Raw genomic sequence first — 18,892 nt, 5'->3', positions numbered from 1 at the left:
GTAGGTGTTTAAAAAGTCATTGCTCATTTTTATTAAATCACATCAAATAAGAAAATGAACATTTCATGTCTCGGTAAATTTTACCTTATGGAATGTGTTGCAAATTAATGCTTAAAAATTGCTGATAAATAGTGATAACTTTTAGTCCAAAGCGAGAGAGGCGTTGTTAAGAACATACATCGAGGAGTTGGATTTGACGGCATAAAGAAGCCACGGAAGCGAATCCGTGGCAAATGGCATGGAGTTATGTAACTTTTCAGGGCTGATGATGAGGTGTCCCTTAGCTACATGGTTTATTTGTTACCCATTCTATCAGTAAATCAAACCATATATATAAAGCAGCAGTATATCATCCGCAGCAAGAAAAGAGTAATGAGAGGCTGGATGGTACTTGAAAACTATGCTCAGCATTATCCGCTTAACAAAACTATACACAACAGAGCAAAAATAATGCTGCGATGGGCGCTATGCATAAAAAAGGCCGCGGCAAGATCCGCAGCAAAGAGCAACTAGTAATCGATATGTAGCAAACAAAGAATCATCAGGAGGTGGTGTGGTTACCACATTATTTATTTACCCTGGTTATAAGAAGGTAAACTACAAAAAGAAAAAATTTACCAACATATAAACATTTAAACATTGATACTACACGCATTAAAATTAACAGTGGTACTAAACGGAGGAAAAAATGTAGGGTAGAACGAGTAAACAGGCCGCCGCTAGATGAACGATATTATCTTGCGTAAACCATCCAGAAATTGCAGAACAAGTCGGCATATTCCGTATGCAACTTTACCATTGGGAATAACTTAAGCACTTCCAGCACGAAAAAGGTAAAAGACTCGGCTCATACTTGCGTAAGACCATTCGGAAAGGTTGGTTACATGCAGCTTATTGTGTGTAAAAAAGTACAGAAAAATGAAAAGTTAATCTTAAAAGATTTTCCCATACCATAGATGTTAAAAAAGCAGGTGTTTATTATTTCTATTTCGGGTATTAATTGAGCATCAAAGAAAAAGGAGGAAATGAACATGGATCATGTAAAAGCACTTATTATTAAATTTGTGATGGTCGCAGTCGTACTTGGGATTGTACTTACTGGAATTTACGACGGAGAGTTCAGTGACACGCTCCTTATCAGTGCTGTTCTTACCATTCTCGCTTATGTAGTTGGGGATTTGCTCGTATTCCGTAAAGCAGGTGACGATCGTGAACGTCATGCAGATCACTCCAAGAGAAATGGTATTGCGACTGTATTAGATGCAGTATTAGCATTCTTTGTCGTTTGGCTTATGGGCAAATCACTATTTATTAATGATGGAGATGTTCTAGCAGCTTCTTTTATCTCAGCAATTGCTATTGCAGTTGGTGAATGGTTATTCCATAAATATCTTGATAGACATGTATTTGATGAAAAACGTGCTCACTCTCGTGTTGAATAACATGTAAAGTAGGAGATTCTTTTGGTGGCACACATCATTATAAGAGATTCTATTCTTTCATTTTACAAGCTAATCAATAAAAACCTAAATAGAACAACGAAGTAACCCGTTCGAGAACTTTCGACGGGTTTTTTCACTGGTCTTGCTGATAATCCTTTTTTAAACACTGGCAGATTGAGCACGAAATATCCAGGCTTCATGCTGCGTTTGCCCATCTCGATGGAATAGTCAGGTGTTAACCTATGTGATCCATCCCTTCTATGTAGCTCAAAGTATCTTCGATCCCCGATATAATAAAGTGTAGACTCTCCAGTGTATGCCATTATGAGAGCATTGGGCCATGAAAAAATCGAGATGACAATGATCTATTTGCAGAAGATTATGGAGCGGGAACAGCATGTGGTTCACCAATGGAAAGATGATGCGCTGGGAAAGTATATACAATAGAAGAAACTCGACACAAAAGATGTTGATTCTGTCTTGAAGGGATTAGTTTTTAAAAAAATCAAACTTTACTTTTACAAAAAAGAAGAACCTTTCTAGAAAACGAAAATATATTGGTAGCTTGTTACAGTTGAATAAAACTGATGATTAATGTAAATAAAAGAGCTTCTTATTTATCATACTCAAATAAGAAGCTCTTTAGTATGTGATAAAAATAACCTTTTCAGAACAGTAGCTCTATATCTTTATTTAGAAATGGTTATAATGTTTTCTTCTTTTAACTCAACATTACCTTCTTTATTGATAATTAAAGATTCACCTTCTAACAAATTTGTGAAAACTACAGGCGTTATTATTGAAGTAGCATTTTCTTTAATATATTCTAAATCTACTTTTAACAAAGGCTGCCCTATTTTAACATGGTCGTTCTCTGAAACCAAAGTTTCAAATCCTTGACCTTTTAAATTAACCGTATTAATTCCGACGTGAATTAAAAGCTCTGTTCCCGAATGAGTTCTGATTCCTATTGCATGCTTTGTAGGGAATATATTCAGTATTACTCCGTCTACAGGTGACACTACTGTTCCTTCAGATGGAATAATAGCAAAGCCGTCGCCCATCATTTTTTCCGCAAAGACTGCATCAGGTACTTGTGAAATGGGTTTGAGTTCACCTTTCATTGGCGAAACAAACACATCATTTAATGTACTAGAACTTTCTTCTGTAACAGGCTGTGCTTTCTTTGTTGTGATATTTCCTTCTGTTGGACGAGGAGTTTTCCCGCTAATGATATCTTGCATTTGCCCTTTAATCGTTTCAGAACGCGGACCAAAAATCGCTTGAATATTATTACCTACTTCAAGCACGCCAGCAGCACCAAGCTTTTTCAATTCGGCTTTGTCCACATTTTTTATGTCATTAACAGAGACACGAAGCCGCGTAATACAAGCATCTAAATGAGAAATATTTGTTTGTCCGCCCATTGCTTCAAGAATATTGTAGGCAAGATTACTATTCGATTTTGAATCTTTTTGCTGTTTATCTAACTCTTCTGCTTCTCGTCCTGGTGTCATTAAGTTAAACTTTTTAATCATAAAGCGGAACAAGAAGTAATAAATAAACGCAAAAGCAATTCCCAATAAAATCGCAATCCACCATGGCTCTTCGCCTGGTAAAATTCCAAATAGAACGAAATCAATAGCACCGCCTGAGAACGTATAGCCAATATTAACATCAAGCAATGTCATCAAAACAAAGGACAATCCATCCAGCACAGCATGCGTAACAAATAAGATTGGAGATACAAACATAAATGAGAATTCAAGAGGTTCAGTAATACCTGTTAAGAAGGAGGTCAAAGCTGCTGAACCTAATAAACCTGCTACAAGCTTTTTCTTTTCTGGCCGTGCTGCATGGTACATTGCTAATGCAGCTGCAGGCAAGCCAAACATCATGATTGGATATTCACCAGCCATGAAGTGTCCAGCTGTAATTTCTACGCCTTCTTTTAATTGAGCAAAGAAGATCGTCATATCCCCGCGAACGACTGTACCAGCCGCTGTTGTATAAGAACCAATTTCATACCAGAACGGAGCATGGAAAATATGATGCAGTCCAAATGGAATCAATAATCTTTTTATGAAGCCAAAGAAAAATACAGCAGCATATAAGCCCTCATTAATTAAATAGAGAGAAATCGTATTCATGCCATTTTGTATTGGCGGCCATACAATCAGTAGAAGTAACCCTGCTACGAAAGAGACTGCTGCCGTAACAATAGGGACAAAACGTTTTCCTGCAAAGAAACCAAGAAATGAAGGCATTTCAATATTGTGAAAACGTTTATAACAGTAAGAAGCGATGAGACCTACAATAATACCTCCGAATACACCTGTCTGTAATGTAGGAATCCCTAATACACTGGCATAACCAGGATTCTCAGAAAGTTTTTCTGCTGTAATACCAGCCCATGAGCTCATTACCTGATTTAATACTAAATATCCAACAAGAGCAGCAAGCCCCGCAGCACCGTCTCCTGCTAAACCTATGGCTACCCCGATGGCAAAAATAAGAGCTAAGTTACTGAATATGATATTACCTGCGTCTTCCATTACATTTGCAATTAATTGAATATTATCTGCTCTTAAGAAGGGAAGGTAATTTAAAAGTGTATCTTGTTGAAAAGCATTCCCAAAACCAAGTAATAAACCCGCTGCAGGCAATAGAGCAACTGGCAGCATTAATGCTTTACCAATTTGCTGTAATACGCCAAATATTTTTTTAAACATTTGGATCCTCCCAATTAGATATTACTAGTAAGTGTGTATACATATTTAAAAGCAAAAAGGAAAGAGCCACGGAAAAGCAATCTATGTGATCAAATATAAGTTTCTATTTGTACAACTGAATTTTTTCATATTAGTTTAAATTCTTTTTGGATAAATAATAGTTATAAGAAAACTTCATATATATTCCGTTTAGCATAATGAATTAGACTTTTAACTTCCATCAAAGAACCTTCTATTCACCACCTTAATTTTAGACATAAAAGAATATTTTTATATAAAGTTGGTGTAACAAAGAAACTTGCTTTGAGAATAAAAATTTATCCGAGGTCTCAATTCTTCGATTTATGCTTCTACTTACTTAGCGAATTTAGTCTAAAGTATGAAATGCATTTCATAACAAGAAAAATTTTTATACGATCAGTTGTTTCATTTAGTTTATTTTAAATGCAAAAAGAGAATCCGCTCTCTAGCCACAAAGAAAGCGGATTCTCCTGTTCATTAGATAGCTTAGTCATTTTATGGCGGGTAGGCCATTAGAAAATAATTAACAGGTTCTTTAAGGGGTAGGTTACAATCAAACACTTAATTATTTTCTTAATGGGTAGGCTACAATAAACAACTTAACAACTTGATATATTTTTTTATCTGAAGGTCATTAGAAAACAGTAATGCTACATGAGTATAAAGATAGAAAGAAAGTTATCTTACCACTTCTTGAGGCCGAGCAGTTTTTCACCCAGCTCATTCAATTCCGCACGCTCATATTTTTCTTTTTCCCAGTTGCGAGGGTCTCCCAGGAAGGCAATTCCTTCTGGAATCTCTCTGTCTTTCCATTGTTTAATTCTCCACTCTTTCAGTTCTTCATTGTGTTCCTGAGCCGGGAACATGGAGATGTACTGGTGGATGTTCGGTGTATCAGATGTGTTCTTGCGCAGGCCGTGAGGCTGCATCACGTGGAAGATAAGCAGGTCACCTGCATTCAGTGTTACCGGCGTTGGCGTGTAGCCTGTGTAGTCTGGATGGTACGGATCCCGGTCTGCAGGCTGTGTTTTCACCCATTCAGGGAAATCACGGTACAGCTCAGGAATCACATTCAAGTCGCCGTTTTCTACATTTGTATCTGTTAGGAAAAGAATTCCCTGGACGTTTACTGGCAGTGGATCTAAAGAAGTATCTCCGTCCCAGTGGATAAACCCTTCAAATTCAAAGCCTGGTTTACTTGGGAAGCTCAGGTTGCACCGGTCAATGCTGGTCCACAGCTTTTCCGTTCCCCAGATATCAACAAACGCATCATAGACTTTCTGGTAAGAACGGTTATCCCAGAAGTACTGGTGATTATAGAGTTCTACCATTCCAGCTCCGCGAAGCTCTGGCATCTGGTGCTCACGAAGGGGCTTCGTGTACCAAGTTGAAGGGTCTTTAGGATCCTTTTCTTCAAATTCCCAAATCAGGTTAACCGTGCGGTCGATGTATTCTTTCGGAACCACATTGCGAACGACCACATAGCCATTTTCTTTCCAAAACTTAAATTCCTCTTCCGTTAAAACTCGTAAAGGCTCGTTATTCGGACGTTCATTCAATGGAATATCAATTTCAAGTATATTATTTACTTTTGTTTTTTCCATTTTCAAATCCTCCTATCAAGTTTAAAGATTGTGTGTGGTTCTTTCTATAATAGGATATTTTATGGAACGCATTTCAGGTCAAGTGTATTTTTAATATTTTTTTCAAAAATTTAAAATTGTTATAAAATGTGTTTTGTAAAAGGGGATTATTCAGCAAATACATTTAATTTATGATCTTAATGCGCTTACAATTATTAGTGGCAAGTTAAAAAATATGTTTTAGAATGTACGTCTGCTACTTAACTAATTGCATCATGTTTGTTAGTGTACATATTTATACAAAGTAAAACAAAATCATAAAGGGGCGTCTTTTATTAAATAAAAGACGCCCCTTTATTGATGAGTAAGTTTCTCGATAAAAGAAATTTATAGCCACTAGAACAGTAGATTATTCCTTTGCTTTTTTTGCCAAATTCCTCTTAATGATCTTGGACTTTTACCCATTTTTGCTTTTTGTGACTTTCTAAAATTGCTTCAGTAATGCACATTGACAGGTGCCCATCTTCAAATGTTGCAAAATTGGCTCTATCACTTGAAGGAAGCTTCTCTTCAAGAATATAAGTATAAAAATTATTCATCATATTTTTTAAAGCATCTGGCCATCCTTCATTGTGTCCACCAGGATGATGAATGGAATCTCTAGCTTCTGGAACAAATAATGAAGGATCTGCCAAGAGAATCTCATTCGCTTTATCTCGGTGTCCGATCCATAATTTTTCGGGTTCTTCCTGATTCCAGCAGGCAGAATGCTGACTCCCATTAATTTCAAATTCCAGTTTGTTTTTTCGTCCTGCACTTACTTGTGAAACCGTAAATGCTCCCCTTGTTCCATCATCAAAGCGTACAAGAACTGATGCGTAATCTTCTGTATCAATTGTTATATCTTCATATACTTCATCCTGTGCTTTATGTGCCCCAAAAGTTGATATATTCGATACAGGCTTCTTTCTAACTGGTATGACAGTTGCCAAATCCGCAAATACTTCTACAATTTTTTTGCCTAATACATATTGAACAGTATCACACCAATGAGATCCAATATCCGCTACAGCTCTTGATTTTCCTCCTGTCTCAGCGGTTAGACGCCAACTAAAGTCCGTATCGAACAATAGCCAGTCCTGCAAATAACTTCCGTGAACTAAATTCACCTTACCTAGTTCCTCGTTTGCAATCATCGCTTTTAGCTGCTTAATAATAGGGAACTGCCTGTAATTGAAATTCACGCCATGTACTATATTCTGCTTTTTTGCTAACGCCAATAATTCTGATGATTCCTTACAAGATATGGCTAAAGGCTTTTCTGATAAAACATGCTTGCCCTCTAATATAATTTCTTTATTAATTTCAAAATGAAGATGGTTTGGTGTACAATTGTGCACTACTTGTATTTCACTGTCTTGCAGCATATCACGGTAATGTTCATAAACTTTAGATATGCCCAGTTCAGCTGCTTTTTTTTCGGTAGTATCTTTGTTGTGTCCTGCCAGTCCAATTACTTCAACAAATCCAAGGCGTCTTATTGCTTCAATATGAGTAGGGCCTATAAAACCAGTCCCAATGATACCGCTTTTTATTTTTTCCATTTTTCCCTCTTTCCCTCTTTCGCTCACTTTTTTATAGGAGATCAAATGCTGCTATGCATATCTAAATGGCTGTGAAATCTAATGTTTTCTCACTAGATTCTTAAGAAACATGCTTTTTTTACTTATCATTATTTAAGTTCGTTATTCTATCAATTAAAAGTAAGTGTCTCATGAAGATGGATCAGCTTTTTTTCACCAGCCAAGCATTCCCAATAACACCAGCATCATTTCCTAATGATGCAATCGCCAATTCTACCCCTTGTAATGCTCTTGGAAAGGCAAAATGGGCAAAATGCTTTTTTAAGGGATCTAATAAAATATTTCCTGCTTTTGAAACACCGCCGCCAATAACAATTTTTTCAGGATTTAGCCCATTTGCAAGGTTCGCTAACGCTATTCCTAAATGAAAAGTAACGTTCTCCATTACTTTCTTCGCTATCTCATCATCTTGGCTCACTGCCTCTATTACTTGTTTGGAAGACAATGTTTGATGCTCATTATAAACTTCTCTTAGTACACTCGGAATAGAGGTAGAGGACAATTCTTGGATGGCTAGTCGAACAATGCCTGTAGCAGATGCTATTGTCTCCAGACATCCTTTTTTTCCACAGTTACATGGCGCGCCGCCCTCTGCAACAGAGGTGATATGCCCAATTTCACCACCAGCTCCATTAATGCCATGTACAATTTCGCCGTTAGAAATGATTCCACCGCCTACACCTGTTCCTAATGTAATGCATAGTAAATCCTTAGCTCCTTCACCGGCACCTTTCCACATTTCTCCGATTGCCGCTGCATTAGCGTCATTTTCTACCACGACAGGTAAGGACGTTTCCATTTCTAGTAGATCTTTTAGATGAAAGTTTTTCCAGCCTAAATTAACTGCTACATCAATGGAGCCATTTCTAAAGTTAACTGGACCTGGCGCCCCAATGCCAATGCCAATTAATTTGCTTTTATTTTGGTTCAACTTATTTAATGTTTGATCAATAGACTTAGCTATATCGGTTGGGATATGCTGACCTTTTTCTTTTGTATTTGTTGGAATTTCCCATTTGTAAATTATCTCACCGTGTTGACTAATAAACGCTATTTTAATAGTGGTGCCTCCCAAATCAACACCCACTAACCATTTTTCATACATAACTTGTCCATCCTTATTTGAATTTTAATTTTAAACTAGTGCCCATTCCAAAAATGTATTGTGCGTTACTTTATTAAAGTGTTAAAACTTTTAGAAACTTATTAAGCTTGTAATCGTTCTGATTCCTTTACTTCTTCATTATTTTTAGTAGGTTGCATTATTTCCTTAAATTTATCCTTAAAGAAGATAAAGAAAAATACAGTAACTACTAATGCAATAACTGCAGGGTACATCCAGAAAATTTTCCATTGAGAAAGAGCAGCCGCTCCTTGTTCCGTGACTGTCTGATTAAATAGATTTCCTGCAATAAAGGAGCCAACGAACATACCAATACCTTGTGTAAACATGATTAATAACCCTTGTGCTTGGCTTCTTGTTTTTTCACCAGCTACTTTGTCGGTATAGATATATCCTGTCACGAAGAAGAAGTCCCAACATAATCCATGTAAAGCAATAGCAATAAACACAAGAGGTGCAACAGATTCAGGTCCAGTTATTACAAACAATGACATCCGCACTACCCATGCAAGCATTCCTAATAAAAACATATATTTGAATCCTAAAAACCGGAAACATAGAGGAATTAACAGCATAAATACAATTTCTGATACCTGGCCAATTGTTAAAACGGATGATACGTTGTTAATTCCCAAGTCACCAAGAAATACTGAAGTGAATGAGATATATGCAGCATGATCTATAAACAGTAGAACTGTACAGATAATAAAGATTAAATAGTAACGGTCTTTTAGTAGACTCAGTGCATCTAAACATAATAAGTCGCGCGCTGAGAATGGTTTACCTTTAGCGGGAGCTGGTGTATTCGGTAATGTAAAGCAATACAATCCAAGGAAAACGGATATAACAGCACCGATTTGAAGAGAGAGTGGGTTATCTGAATAACCAAGGCTGCCAATTAATAGACCCGCCGCTATAAATCCAATGGTTCCACATACACGTATTAATGGGAAAGTCCTCATAGAATCTTTAACATTATGGAAAGTTACATTATTTGTTAATGAGTATGTTGGGTTGTAACATAACATGTAAAAGAACATAAGCCATAGAAAACCAGTGGCATTACCTGAGTAGATCTGAGTTGGAAGGAACCATAACAAAATTCCACCCAGAATATTTACTATGCCTAAGACCTTTTGAGATGGAAAGAATCGGTCAGTAATCATCCCTAAGAAAATGGGGGAAATGATGGCAGCTATGCCACCTATTGAGTAAGCGGTACCAATGATAGATGAAAGTCCGTGTTCACTAAGGACAAAACCTAACGTTGCAAACCATGAACCTAAAACAAAATATTGAAAAAACATCATTGCTGAAAGGCGAGGAACTATAAATGATCTACGTTGCATTTTTAACACTCCTTTTTAAAATTAAGAGAATAGTTCTTTTCTATGACAAAGTGTAGTTTATTCAAATTGCAGTATTAATTCTAAAATTTCTATGTTTGATTTTCTCCTGACTCTGTTTTATTAAAGTGATGTTTTGGATAGAGAACGGTTACAAAATCTTTTTAAATTTCATGACGAGGAGTTGTCCTCTGCAAGTCTTCATTATTTTGTTTATATTTAATCTAGAAACAAGGTTTTCTCTTTTTACGCCCTATACCTCCTATATGTCAATTACTGCAAACCAAGTTGTATTCGACTTCCGTTTTTTGGATATCACTGTTGCTCATACTTATCTACTGAATATCCCGTGGAAAGCATTTCAACGCGATGATTTGGTAAGGATAGATTATTTTATGGAAAGCATTTCAGGTCAAGAATATTTTTTTAATCTTTAGATTTTTATAGTGATGTATCAATTTCAAGCATTATTGTGTAAAAAATAACAGGAGGGCTATATTCATTTTGTAAATGAGTTAGCCCTCCTGTTAAAGGTGCAATGGTGGTTAGAAATAGAACACCACTTAGTTAAGTGTACTTATAAGTTTTTAAATAAAGTTCTTATTCGGCAACACTGAATATTTCATTTTTATGGTCTTCTTCCAGTAGACCTAAACTGATTAAGCCGTTAAGAATTCCATCTTCTGAACAAGAAGTGGTAATAAAATCTGCTGCTGCCTTAGCTTCAGGGACTGCATTACCCATAGCAATTCCTGTCCCGACTAAAGTCAGCATTTCCAGGTCATTCAATCCATCGCCGAAAGCATAACTATTTTCCTTTTTCACACCCGCTGCTTCAAGAATCTTTTGAATTCCTATAGCTTTAGAACATCCTTTCGGGAGAATATCCGCTGCATATTCATCCCATCTTACAAAGTTATACTCTGGATAACGTTCAATATAAACCTGTGCATCATGAATGTCACAATAAAGATGACCTTGGTAAACAGGGGAGTGTTTATAGAAGTATGAATCAACCATAGGGTAATCCATTTTTAATGTCTCAAAACTAATCGAGATAAATGGGTGGTTTTCTTCGCTGGCTTTAACATGCTGATGATTACAGTAAGCAAGTGCATGGCCCTTGCTTTTTGCTAGATTGTTTATATCATGCAGCATCTCGGGATCCAATGGATTTGAGTAAATTTCTTTTCCTTCAAACACCACAAACTGACCATTTATACAAACATATGAATCGATATTTAGTTCTTTAAGGATCCAGTCAAACATTTGGGGAGCACGACCGGTGGAAATCACCGTATAGATTCCTTTATCTTGAAGCAACTGAACTGCTTTTTTCGTTGATTCTGGTATTACTTTCTCTTCATTCAAAACCGTCCCATCTAAATCAAGAAAAACGATCTTTTTTTCCATTTATTTACCTCCAATTTAAATATATAGGTGACCTAAACATAGCTAGTGTTCTCTTGATAGTTATATCCTTAGGTTTTGTAAGACCAGAATATTTTATGAAACGCATTTCATGGCAAGCTTTTTTTAAAAATTTCTCTTAAATTTTTTTAAAATATGCTGAATTTTTCCCGCTACTTCATTTGATTTTTTTATTTCCCCTTGCTAGGCAGGTCTTAAGTTGAAATGTTTAATTAAGCAGCGTCTGAAAAATAGCTTGATATGAAACGCATTTCACCCTTTATTGTGAATAAAGAGAAATGTAGAAGGAAAGACTCTGATAAAGATAAATAATTAGTTTTTATAATTATTTCATCTTTAACCATAAAAAATTGCCGAACTGAATTCTCGGCTATAGACATATTAGAAAGTGGTGAATTGTATGGCGAATATAAAGGATATAGCGAAAATGGCTGGAGTATCAGTAACAACTGTTTCCCGTGTAATGAATAATCAACCATATGTTAGTAAAGAAAAACGGGAAGCAGTGTTAAAGGCAGTTAAGGAAAGCAATTATCAAAGAAACATTAATGCGATTCATTTGAAAAAGGGGAAAACGTTTCTCATTGGTGTGGTTCTCCCTTTTTCGGATCACCCTTATTTTGCACAATTAGTTAAAGGAATAGCGAGTGAAGCTTTAAAACATAATTATAAGCTAGTATTATTCCAAACTAATTACGAGGAAAGCAGGGAAACAGAAGCTTTAGACATGTTAAAACATAAGCAGATAGATGCTGTAATCATATGTTCCAGAATATGCAATTGGTCAACCATAGATGAGTATGTACCTTATGGTCCGATTGTTCTCTGTGAAGATACAAGACAAAAAAATGTATCGTCAACGTTCGTTGACCACTACAAAAGCTTTTCAAGTGCTTTAGAATATATAAATAGTAAAGGCCATAATAAGATTGGCTATTGTATTGGCAGGAGAACGGGAACAAATAGTAAGTTAAGGGAACAAGCTTATAGAGATTTCCTAAAGAAGATCAATAAGCCTTTTCATGCTGATTATATTTTTGATCAATGCTTAAATTTCGAAGATGGCGAACAAGTCATACAAACTATAAAAGAAATGAATGACCCTCCATCAGCATTGCTAGTAACAAGTGATCAAGTGGCTGCTGGTATTGTAACCTGTTGCCAGAATGAAAATATCTCAATACCAAACGATTTAGCTATAGTGGGATTTGATAACCAGCCAATTGCAGAAATGATGGGCATCACAACATTTGAAATTCCTTTAGTAGAAATTGGCCGCAAGTTATTTATTCAGGCATTCAGTAACGATACAGTTTCACACGAAGAGGTATCTGGTAAGTTAATTGAGAGACGGACAGTATAATACTGGTTAAGGAATTATCAAAGATTGAAGGAGGGAGTATGTAGAAAGTATTTTACCATGTTCCTAGAGGTAGTAGGTAGAACCGAAAAGAAATAAAGCAATAGTTAGGTGACCTTGTTTTTCCCTGAACGGATTTACAAGGTCACCTAAACTCTTTTTCTTCGTTCATTATTTTAAGAAAGCCCTCTCATTTGATAGTAGAGATTTTGATTAATCATAGGTAGATTAATTTCTATACAGCAATTATTTAGTAAGATTCAACTCACTTTGAGACACTTATGGCACTTATTAACGTAGCAATCATGCTGTTCTTCAACTTTTTTTCCGCATGCTGCACACTTTTTAGTAGGTAAATTTCTGAAAAATTCTGTTGCTTTCATCATTATATTTTCCTCCAATTTTTATACTGAATTTTATAATCAACACAATAAAATAGTGTATATCTAAATACTAAGACAACTTAATTAACTTTAAGACATTTGTGGCACTTATTAACATAGCAATCATGCTGTTCTTCAACTTTCTTTCCGCATGCTGCACATTTTTTAGCAGGTAAATTTCTGAAAAACTCCGTAACTTTCATCATTATGTTTTCCCTCCGTCTTTTTGATAATTGATTTTAAAGTCCAAAATTTCAATCCAGTACTGTACTTTTCCTAGGCTTATTTAAAGCTCTGAAACATAGGAATCAATTTTTATTTTAGATATAATGCTTTCTATAGGTGTGCTGTAAAACAACTTATAGTGAGCTGGATTACCACAGAAGGCACAATTATAATCCTTATATCTTTGAGACAATTTTGTTACATGTGGTACATTGAGTAAGCTTATTGCCTCTTTCATATGCTTTTCACAGACTGTTAACATTTAACATCCCTCGCTCAGCAAGTTTTGCATTTATAAAAGTTTACCGGGATAACACAAAATTTATTGATTATCCATAGTCCTTTGATTGTTTTATCTAATTTATATATTTTCACCTCCAAAATAGAAAAATGTATGAAAGGTTACTCACTTTTTAGCTCTTCAACAGAGTAGTGATGACCTTGTAATAAGAAGATATTTTATGAAACGCATTTCAAGTCAAGCGTTTTCATTTAAATTTTTTAAAAAAATTTAAAATGTTTTTTAATTGATCGAAAAGATTCTTTTTTAACTGCTGTTACAATAAAGGGCCGTAGCGGATAATTGGCTATAGTGAAAATCACATTTTATAGTATTTTTCCTAAATAAAAAAAAGATGACCTCGATATAACTCGCTGGTCACCTGTTAACCGGTTAAGCTTTTAAATTGTCTACATGAAAGGGAACAGTTGAGTGAATCCCACAAAATCATATGAGAGGGCATTTTGTCTGTTGATCCATTGAACCTTACAATCCAAGATGTATTCGACCCTGCTACATATAATTACGCAGGAAATAGCCCTGTAGAGAAAACTGCAAGGAAAAACATATTTGTTTGGCTCATAACAGTACAATATTTATTCATCAAGGATCTAAACTGTGTTGCGCTCAATAAGCTTCACTTCCATTTCCTCATAAAATACTTTATCTTTTTCTTGCGTATACAAAAAGAGTTTGCGTCCAATTTCAAAGAGCGGCATTTCGAAGGTTGTGAGACTCATTATTTCTGCAATTGGCTGATTATCAAATCCCACTATGGCTAGATCATCTGGAACGGATAATTGAAGATGATTACATATATTTAAAATACCAGCAGCCACCTGATCACTTGTGACAAGCAGGGCAGTAGGGGGATTTTTCATTTTTAAAAATTTTTCCATCATTCGTTTAGCATCTTCTAGATATAAACAGCCTTCAAAAATATAGGGATCAAAAAAAGGCTGGTTATGCTTTTTCAAAAAATTTCGGTAAGCTGCCTCTCTCATCTCACTATTAGTCCCAGTTCTCCTACCTACGCAATAACCAATTCTTTGGTGGCCTTTTTCATACAAATACTCCAATGCAGTTAAAAAGTTCTCGTAATGGTCAATGAAAACGGAAGAAACATTTCGATTTCTCGTGTCTTCACATAATACAATCGGGCCATAAACTCGATAACTTTCGATCATCTCCCACTCACATTCTTTTGAACAAATAATTAAGGCATCAATTTGTTTCGCTTTTAACATCTCTAAGACTTCTGTTTCTCTTTGGACCTTATAATTCGTTTGAAATAAAACTAATTTATAATTATTTCTTTCTGCTTCCACGGAAATACCTTCTAATAACTTCCCAAAATAAGGGTGATTTAAAAAAGGGAGTGCCACACCTATAAGAAATGTTTTTCCCATTTTTAAGTGAATGGCATTAATATTTTTTTGATAATTTGTAGATTTAATTGCTTTTAAAACAGCCTCCCTTGATTTTTCGCTAACATAGGGATGATCATTGAGAACTCTTGAGACCGTTGATGTACCGACGCCTGCCATTTTTGCTAAATCCCTGATATTAACCATTTCAACACCTCTTTCTAAAATCTTTTCAACAAAGAAAGCGTATTCATTTTGAAAGTATACAAGATCATTTTCTTAATACCAATAAAAAAATTTTCAAAAAAACATCTTGACATGGTATGCGTACCACAAATTAAGCTGTTTTCAACAAGTTCAACCATATATGTAAGCGGTAACAACTTTGGTTGAATTGATTACTATTACAAATTTCGGGGGGAAAGCATTATGAACGAAAAAAACAACATTTTAGTCATCCAGGAATCTTTAAATGAACGTCGTAACAATGAACCATTACGTGTTTTAAGTGAAGAAGATTTTCGATTCTGGAAAGAAAACGGTTATGTTGTCATTAAAAATGCTGTTCCAAAAGACCAGATTGAACGCCTGAAAAACCTGATCTGGGAATTTGAAGAAAAGGACCCTAATGATCCTTCCACCTGGTACGCGCCGCCGCGTGCAGAAAGCAAGATGAGTGAATTGAAAAATACTGGCATGGTGGAGCTGTATAATCATCAATACTTATGGGATAACCGTATGTATCAAAAAGTATATGATGCCTTTGTTGATATCTGGGGCCAAGAAAAATTATGGGTGAGCATTGACCGGTGCAACTTAAATATGCCGATCAAGCCGGACCATGAATACAAAGGATTTATTCACTGGGATGTAAATACATCGCTTGACCCGCTGCCAGTAAATGTCCAAGGTGTTCTTTCGCTGGTAGATACAACCGAAGACATGGGCGGGTTCCAGTGTATTCCGGAACTATACCGTGACTTCCCTGAATGGGTGAAAACGCAGCCGGTTGACCGGGATCCATATAAACCAGATACAACGGGCTATACACCGACAAAAGTAGTCACAGAAGCGGGAGACCTGCTGATCTTTAATGCCATGCAGCCGCACGGCATCCGTGCCAACCATTCGAATAAACCGAGACTTGCCCAGTATATCTCCATGTTCCCGGCGCAGGAAGACAATGAAGAACTGAAAGAAACGAGAATCAAATCATGGAAAGACCGGATCCCGCCAGCGGGTGATGCTTTCCCGGGTGATCCGCGCAACTGGGAGCAGGAAAAATATGAGCGGGCAGAGCTGACAGAACTTGGGGAGAAACTGCTTGGATTAAAAAAATGGTGATAATTTAAATGACTTATTTTAAGGGGCTACTCAAATGAAATATTTTAAGTAGCCCTTTTAAAATAGACATGAAAGAAAGGGGCAGAAAGGTGAGTAAATCAGACTTGCTTCTAGAAATGAAAAATATCTCTAAGACGTTTGTCGGTGTTCAAGCACTAAAGAATGTATCTCTTACTGTTCGAAAAGGGACGGTCCATGCCTTAATGGGCGAAAACGGTGCTGGAAAGTCTACACTTATGAAGATTCTCGCGGGTATTCATCAAGCTGATAAAGGTGAAATCCATTTCAAAGGACAAAAAATAATTATTAAAGATACCCAGGATGCGTTAGAAAGTGGAATTTCTATGATTCACCAGGAGCTAAGCCCTGTCATGGAGATGACAGTCGGTGAAAATATTTTCTTAAACAGAGAACCTAAATACTCAGCTAAGATTATTAACTACAAGAAATTGTATAAGGACGCAGAAAAGCTACTAGCTGATTTGAATGTAGCCATTAATCCAAAAGTAAAAATGAAAACACTTAGTGTGGCAGGTATTCAACTTATAGAAATTGTTAAAGCACTTTCGTATGATGCAGAAGTAATTATCATGGATGAACCAACCTCTGCTATTGCCGATCGTGAAGTTGAAAGACTATTCGCTATTATTGATCAGCTCAAAAAGCAGGGAAAAGCCATTATTTATATTTCACACAAAATGGATGAGATTTTTAAAATATCCGATGATATTACAGTGTTTCGGGATGGTCATCACATTGCAACAAAGCCGGCAAAAGAGCTTGATTATGATTCACTTATAACAATGATGGTTGGCCGAGAACTTACAAGTATTTTCCCTAAAAATGAAACAGTGCCTTCAAAAGCAAATGCATTACGGGTACATAATTTAACGTCCGAGGGAAAATTTGAAAATATTAGCTTTGAACTAAAAAAGGGAGAAATATTAGGGTTAACGGGATTGATGGGAGCTGGAAGGACTGAAATTGCAGAAGCAATTTTCGGTATGCGTCCTTTGGATGACGGTGAAATTTATGTCGAAGAGCAAAAAGTGACGATAAAATCTCCAGAAGACACAATCAAACAAAAAATTGCCTTTATTACAGAAAACCGAAAAGATGAAGGATTATTCTTGGATATGTCAATCTCAGACAACATCGCTATGTGTTCATTGCCAAAAAGAGCCTCGTGGGGATTTATTCAGAAAAAAGAAGAAAAGAGAGCGGCAGCTGAACTCTACAAAAAGTTACGAATTAAAGCATACTCGTTAGAGCAGAGGGTTGGCACATTAAGTGGAGGAAACCAGCAAAAAGTTGTTTTGGCTAAGTGGCTGCTGACAAAACCAAATGTCTTAATTCTGGATGAGCCAACAAGGGGAATTGATATTGGAGCAAAATCAGAAATTTATAAGTTAATGTCTCAACTGGTACAAGAAGGAATGTCTATTATTATGATTTCTTCTGAAATGCCGGAAGTGCTCGGAATGAGTGATCGCATACTTGTTTTTTGTGAAGGGCGTCTTACAGGAGAACTGTCTCGCTCTGAAGCTACACAAGAAAAAATACTAGACTTGGCAACAGTAAAAACAAGCAACCAAGAGAAGATAACGGGGGTGGTCTAAATGCAGGCTAATGTAACAACAAGAGAAGGGTTAGACAAGAAAAATAGTGGTTATATGGTAAAACATTTTTTCTCGGAATATGGTGTTTTTCTAGCTCTTGCAGTTTTGGTCATTATTATCTCTGCATTAAATCCAAGTTTTCTAGGTTTTGATAACATCATGAATTTATTAAGGCAGGTTTCTATCAATGCCATATTAGCAATTGGCATGACTTATGTTATCTTGTCACGCGGCATTGATTTATCAGTTGGATCTATTTTAGCCTTTTCTGGTATCATTGCAGCATCTTTTGCAGGAGCCGAATCAGCTAATCTGCCTCTGGCGATTATACTTGGAATTGGTTCAGGACTGCTGCTTGGTCTTATTAATGGATTTACAATAGCGAAATTTAAGGTTACGCCATTTATTGTCACACTAGGCATGATGGCTGTGGCAAGAGGGTTTACGTTTATTTACAGTGATGGAACGCCAATTTCAAACCTTCATCAAAACTTTTTATTCATTGGCGGCGGACAGCTTGGGGGAATTCCATTTCCTGTATGGATCACAGTGATTTTATTTATCATTTTTAGTGTTGTTTTATATAAAACGACGTTTGGTCGTCATGTATATGCAATTGGTGGTAGTGAAACTGCAGCGAAAATCTCTGGAATTAAAGTGAACCGTTCAATTATTGGTATTTATGGAATTATGGGTCTTCTTGCTGGTATAGCTGGAGTAATTCTTACATCACGTGTCTCAGCAGGGCTCCCTCAAGCAGGAACAGCATATGAGCTGGATGCAATAGCGGCAGTGGTCATTGGTGGAACAAGTTTAATGGGAGGAAGAGGCCGCCTATGGGGATCACTTATTGGAGCTATTATCATTGGGGTTCTGAATAATGGTTTGGATTTATTAGGTGTTTCTTCTTACTGGCAGCAAGTAATTAAAGGATGCATTATTGTATTTGCTGTGATGCTAGATCGCAAGAGAGTGTAGATGCTGTCTAACGAA

General features: G+C 36.3%; 14 protein-coding genes. 5 read left to right on the top strand and 9 right to left on the bottom strand.

Annotation, left to right across the window (positions count from 1 at the left end; genetic code table 11):
* Positions 1 to 1,031 precede the first annotated feature (1,031 nt).
* Positions 1,032 to 1,442, top strand: coding sequence for a YndM family protein (locus tag RRU94_RS02265; RefSeq protein ID WP_315691627.1), 411 nt, complete (start codon positions 1,032 to 1,034; stop codon positions 1,440 to 1,442).
* Between the two features lie 689 nt (positions 1,443 to 2,131).
* Here RRU94_RS02265 and ptsG read toward each other — a convergent pair.
* From ptsG to RRU94_RS02235, 6 genes are all read right to left on the bottom strand, one after another.
* Positions 2,132 to 4,174, bottom strand: a complete 2,043-nt coding sequence (gene ptsG, locus RRU94_RS02260; RefSeq protein WP_315691626.1) for a glucose-specific PTS transporter subunit IIBC — start codon at positions 4,172 to 4,174, stop codon at positions 2,132 to 2,134.
* Positions 4,175 to 4,878: 704 nt separating this feature from the next.
* Complete coding sequence (locus RRU94_RS02255; RefSeq protein WP_315691625.1) at positions 4,879 to 5,799, bottom strand: phytanoyl-CoA dioxygenase family protein; 921 nt, start codon at positions 5,797 to 5,799, stop codon at positions 4,879 to 4,881.
* A gap of 419 nt (positions 5,800 to 6,218) precedes the next feature.
* Entirely contained in the window at positions 6,219 to 7,382 is a 1,164-nt protein-coding gene (locus RRU94_RS02250; protein ID WP_315691624.1) for a Gfo/Idh/MocA family protein, read from the bottom strand.
* A gap of 181 nt (positions 7,383 to 7,563) precedes the next feature.
* Positions 7,564 to 8,526, bottom strand: a complete 963-nt coding sequence (locus tag RRU94_RS02245) for an ROK family glucokinase (protein ID WP_315691623.1) — start codon at positions 8,524 to 8,526, stop codon at positions 7,564 to 7,566.
* A gap of 101 nt (positions 8,527 to 8,627) precedes the next feature.
* On the bottom strand, positions 8,628 to 9,893 hold the full coding sequence (locus tag RRU94_RS02240) for an MFS transporter (RefSeq protein ID WP_315691622.1): 1,266 nt from the start codon (positions 9,891 to 9,893) through the stop codon (positions 8,628 to 8,630).
* A 597-nt stretch (positions 9,894 to 10,490) separates the two neighbouring features.
* Complete coding sequence (locus RRU94_RS02235) at positions 10,491 to 11,303, bottom strand: Cof-type HAD-IIB family hydrolase (protein ID WP_315691621.1); 813 nt, start codon at positions 11,301 to 11,303, stop codon at positions 10,491 to 10,493.
* Between the two features lie 418 nt (positions 11,304 to 11,721).
* Between RRU94_RS02235 and RRU94_RS02230 the strand changes: the two genes are divergently transcribed.
* Complete coding sequence (locus tag RRU94_RS02230) at positions 11,722 to 12,684, top strand: LacI family DNA-binding transcriptional regulator (RefSeq protein WP_315691620.1); 963 nt, start codon at positions 11,722 to 11,724, stop codon at positions 12,682 to 12,684.
* 257 nt (positions 12,685 to 12,941) lie between these two features.
* Here the strand turns inward: RRU94_RS02230 and yhfH (RRU94_RS02225) are convergent, their stop codons facing one another.
* The 3 genes from yhfH (RRU94_RS02225) to RRU94_RS02215 all read right to left on the bottom strand — a co-directional run bounded on the left by yhfH (RRU94_RS02225) (position 12,942) and on the right by RRU94_RS02215 (position 15,143).
* Positions 12,942 to 13,067 carry a protein YhfH gene (gene yhfH, locus RRU94_RS02225; RefSeq protein WP_410492956.1) on the bottom strand — a complete coding sequence of 42 codons (126 nt, stop codon included), beginning with the start codon at positions 13,065 to 13,067 and terminating at the stop codon, positions 12,942 to 12,944.
* A 77-nt stretch (positions 13,068 to 13,144) separates the two neighbouring features.
* Positions 13,145 to 13,270 (bottom strand): protein YhfH, encoded by a 126-nt coding sequence (gene yhfH / locus RRU94_RS02220; protein WP_410492955.1) that lies wholly within the window; start codon positions 13,268 to 13,270, stop codon positions 13,145 to 13,147.
* Positions 13,271 to 14,180: 910 nt separating this feature from the next.
* Positions 14,181 to 15,143: a LacI family DNA-binding transcriptional regulator gene (locus RRU94_RS02215; RefSeq protein WP_315691619.1), complete on the bottom strand. Its 963-nt coding sequence runs from the start codon at positions 15,141 to 15,143 to the stop codon at positions 14,181 to 14,183.
* 222 nt (positions 15,144 to 15,365) lie between these two features.
* On the opposite strand from RRU94_RS02215, the gene RRU94_RS02210 reads away from it, so the two are divergent.
* The 3 genes from RRU94_RS02210 to RRU94_RS02200 all read left to right on the top strand — a co-directional run bounded on the left by RRU94_RS02210 (position 15,366) and on the right by RRU94_RS02200 (position 18,877).
* Positions 15,366 to 16,280, top strand: coding sequence for a phytanoyl-CoA dioxygenase family protein (locus RRU94_RS02210; RefSeq protein ID WP_315691618.1), 915 nt, complete (start codon positions 15,366 to 15,368; stop codon positions 16,278 to 16,280).
* A 68-nt stretch (positions 16,281 to 16,348) separates the two neighbouring features.
* Positions 16,349 to 17,899: a sugar ABC transporter ATP-binding protein gene (locus RRU94_RS02205; protein WP_410492954.1), complete on the top strand. Its 1,551-nt coding sequence runs from the start codon at positions 16,349 to 16,351 to the stop codon at positions 17,897 to 17,899.
* Positions 17,900 to 18,877: an ABC transporter permease gene (locus RRU94_RS02200; protein ID WP_315691616.1), complete on the top strand. Its 978-nt coding sequence runs from the start codon at positions 17,900 to 17,902 to the stop codon at positions 18,875 to 18,877.
* Positions 18,878 to 18,892 lie beyond the last annotated feature (15 nt).

The organism is Domibacillus sp. DTU_2020_1001157_1_SI_ALB_TIR_016, from assembly GCF_032341995.1.
Classification (GTDB): Bacteria; Bacillota; Bacilli; order Bacillales; family Domibacillaceae; genus Domibacillus; species Domibacillus indicus_A.
Note: the sequence above shows the minus strand (reverse complement) of the source record. Positions and strands in the feature narration are given on the sequence as shown.

Excerpts from the sequence above, each read along its gene's own strand:
- RRU94_RS02210 (WP_315691618.1), top strand. The coding sequence starts at position 15,366 with ATGAACGAAAAAAACAACATTTTAGTCATCCAGGAATCTTTAAATGAA.
- RRU94_RS02255 (WP_315691625.1), bottom strand. The coding sequence starts at position 5,799 with ATGGAAAAAACAAAAGTAAATAATATACTTGAAATTGATATTCCATTG.
- RRU94_RS02230 (WP_315691620.1), top strand. The coding sequence starts at position 11,722 with ATGGCGAATATAAAGGATATAGCGAAAATGGCTGGAGTATCAGTAACA.
- RRU94_RS02240 (WP_315691622.1), bottom strand. The coding sequence starts at position 9,893 with ATGCAACGTAGATCATTTATAGTTCCTCGCCTTTCAGCAATGATGTTT.
- RRU94_RS02245 (WP_315691623.1), bottom strand. The coding sequence starts at position 8,526 with ATGTATGAAAAATGGTTAGTGGGTGTTGATTTGGGAGGCACCACTATT.
- ptsG (WP_315691626.1), bottom strand. The coding sequence starts at position 4,174 with ATGTTTAAAAAAATATTTGGCGTATTACAGCAAATTGGTAAAGCATTA.
- RRU94_RS02215 (WP_315691619.1), bottom strand. The coding sequence starts at position 15,143 with ATGGTTAATATCAGGGATTTAGCAAAAATGGCAGGCGTCGGTACATCA.
- RRU94_RS02265 (WP_315691627.1), top strand. The coding sequence starts at position 1,032 with ATGGATCATGTAAAAGCACTTATTATTAAATTTGTGATGGTCGCAGTC.
- yhfH (WP_410492955.1), bottom strand. The coding sequence starts at position 13,270 with ATGATGAAAGTTACGGAGTTTTTCAGAAATTTACCTGCTAAAAAATGT.
- RRU94_RS02200 (WP_315691616.1), top strand. The coding sequence starts at position 17,900 with ATGCAGGCTAATGTAACAACAAGAGAAGGGTTAGACAAGAAAAATAGT.
- RRU94_RS02205 (WP_410492954.1), top strand. The coding sequence starts at position 16,349 with ATGAAAGAAAGGGGCAGAAAGGTGAGTAAATCAGACTTGCTTCTAGAA.
- RRU94_RS02235 (WP_315691621.1), bottom strand. The coding sequence starts at position 11,303 with ATGGAAAAAAAGATCGTTTTTCTTGATTTAGATGGGACGGTTTTGAAT.
- RRU94_RS02250 (WP_315691624.1), bottom strand. The coding sequence starts at position 7,382 with ATGGAAAAAATAAAAAGCGGTATCATTGGGACTGGTTTTATAGGCCCT.
- yhfH (WP_410492956.1), bottom strand. The coding sequence starts at position 13,067 with ATGATGAAAGCAACAGAATTTTTCAGAAATTTACCTACTAAAAAGTGT.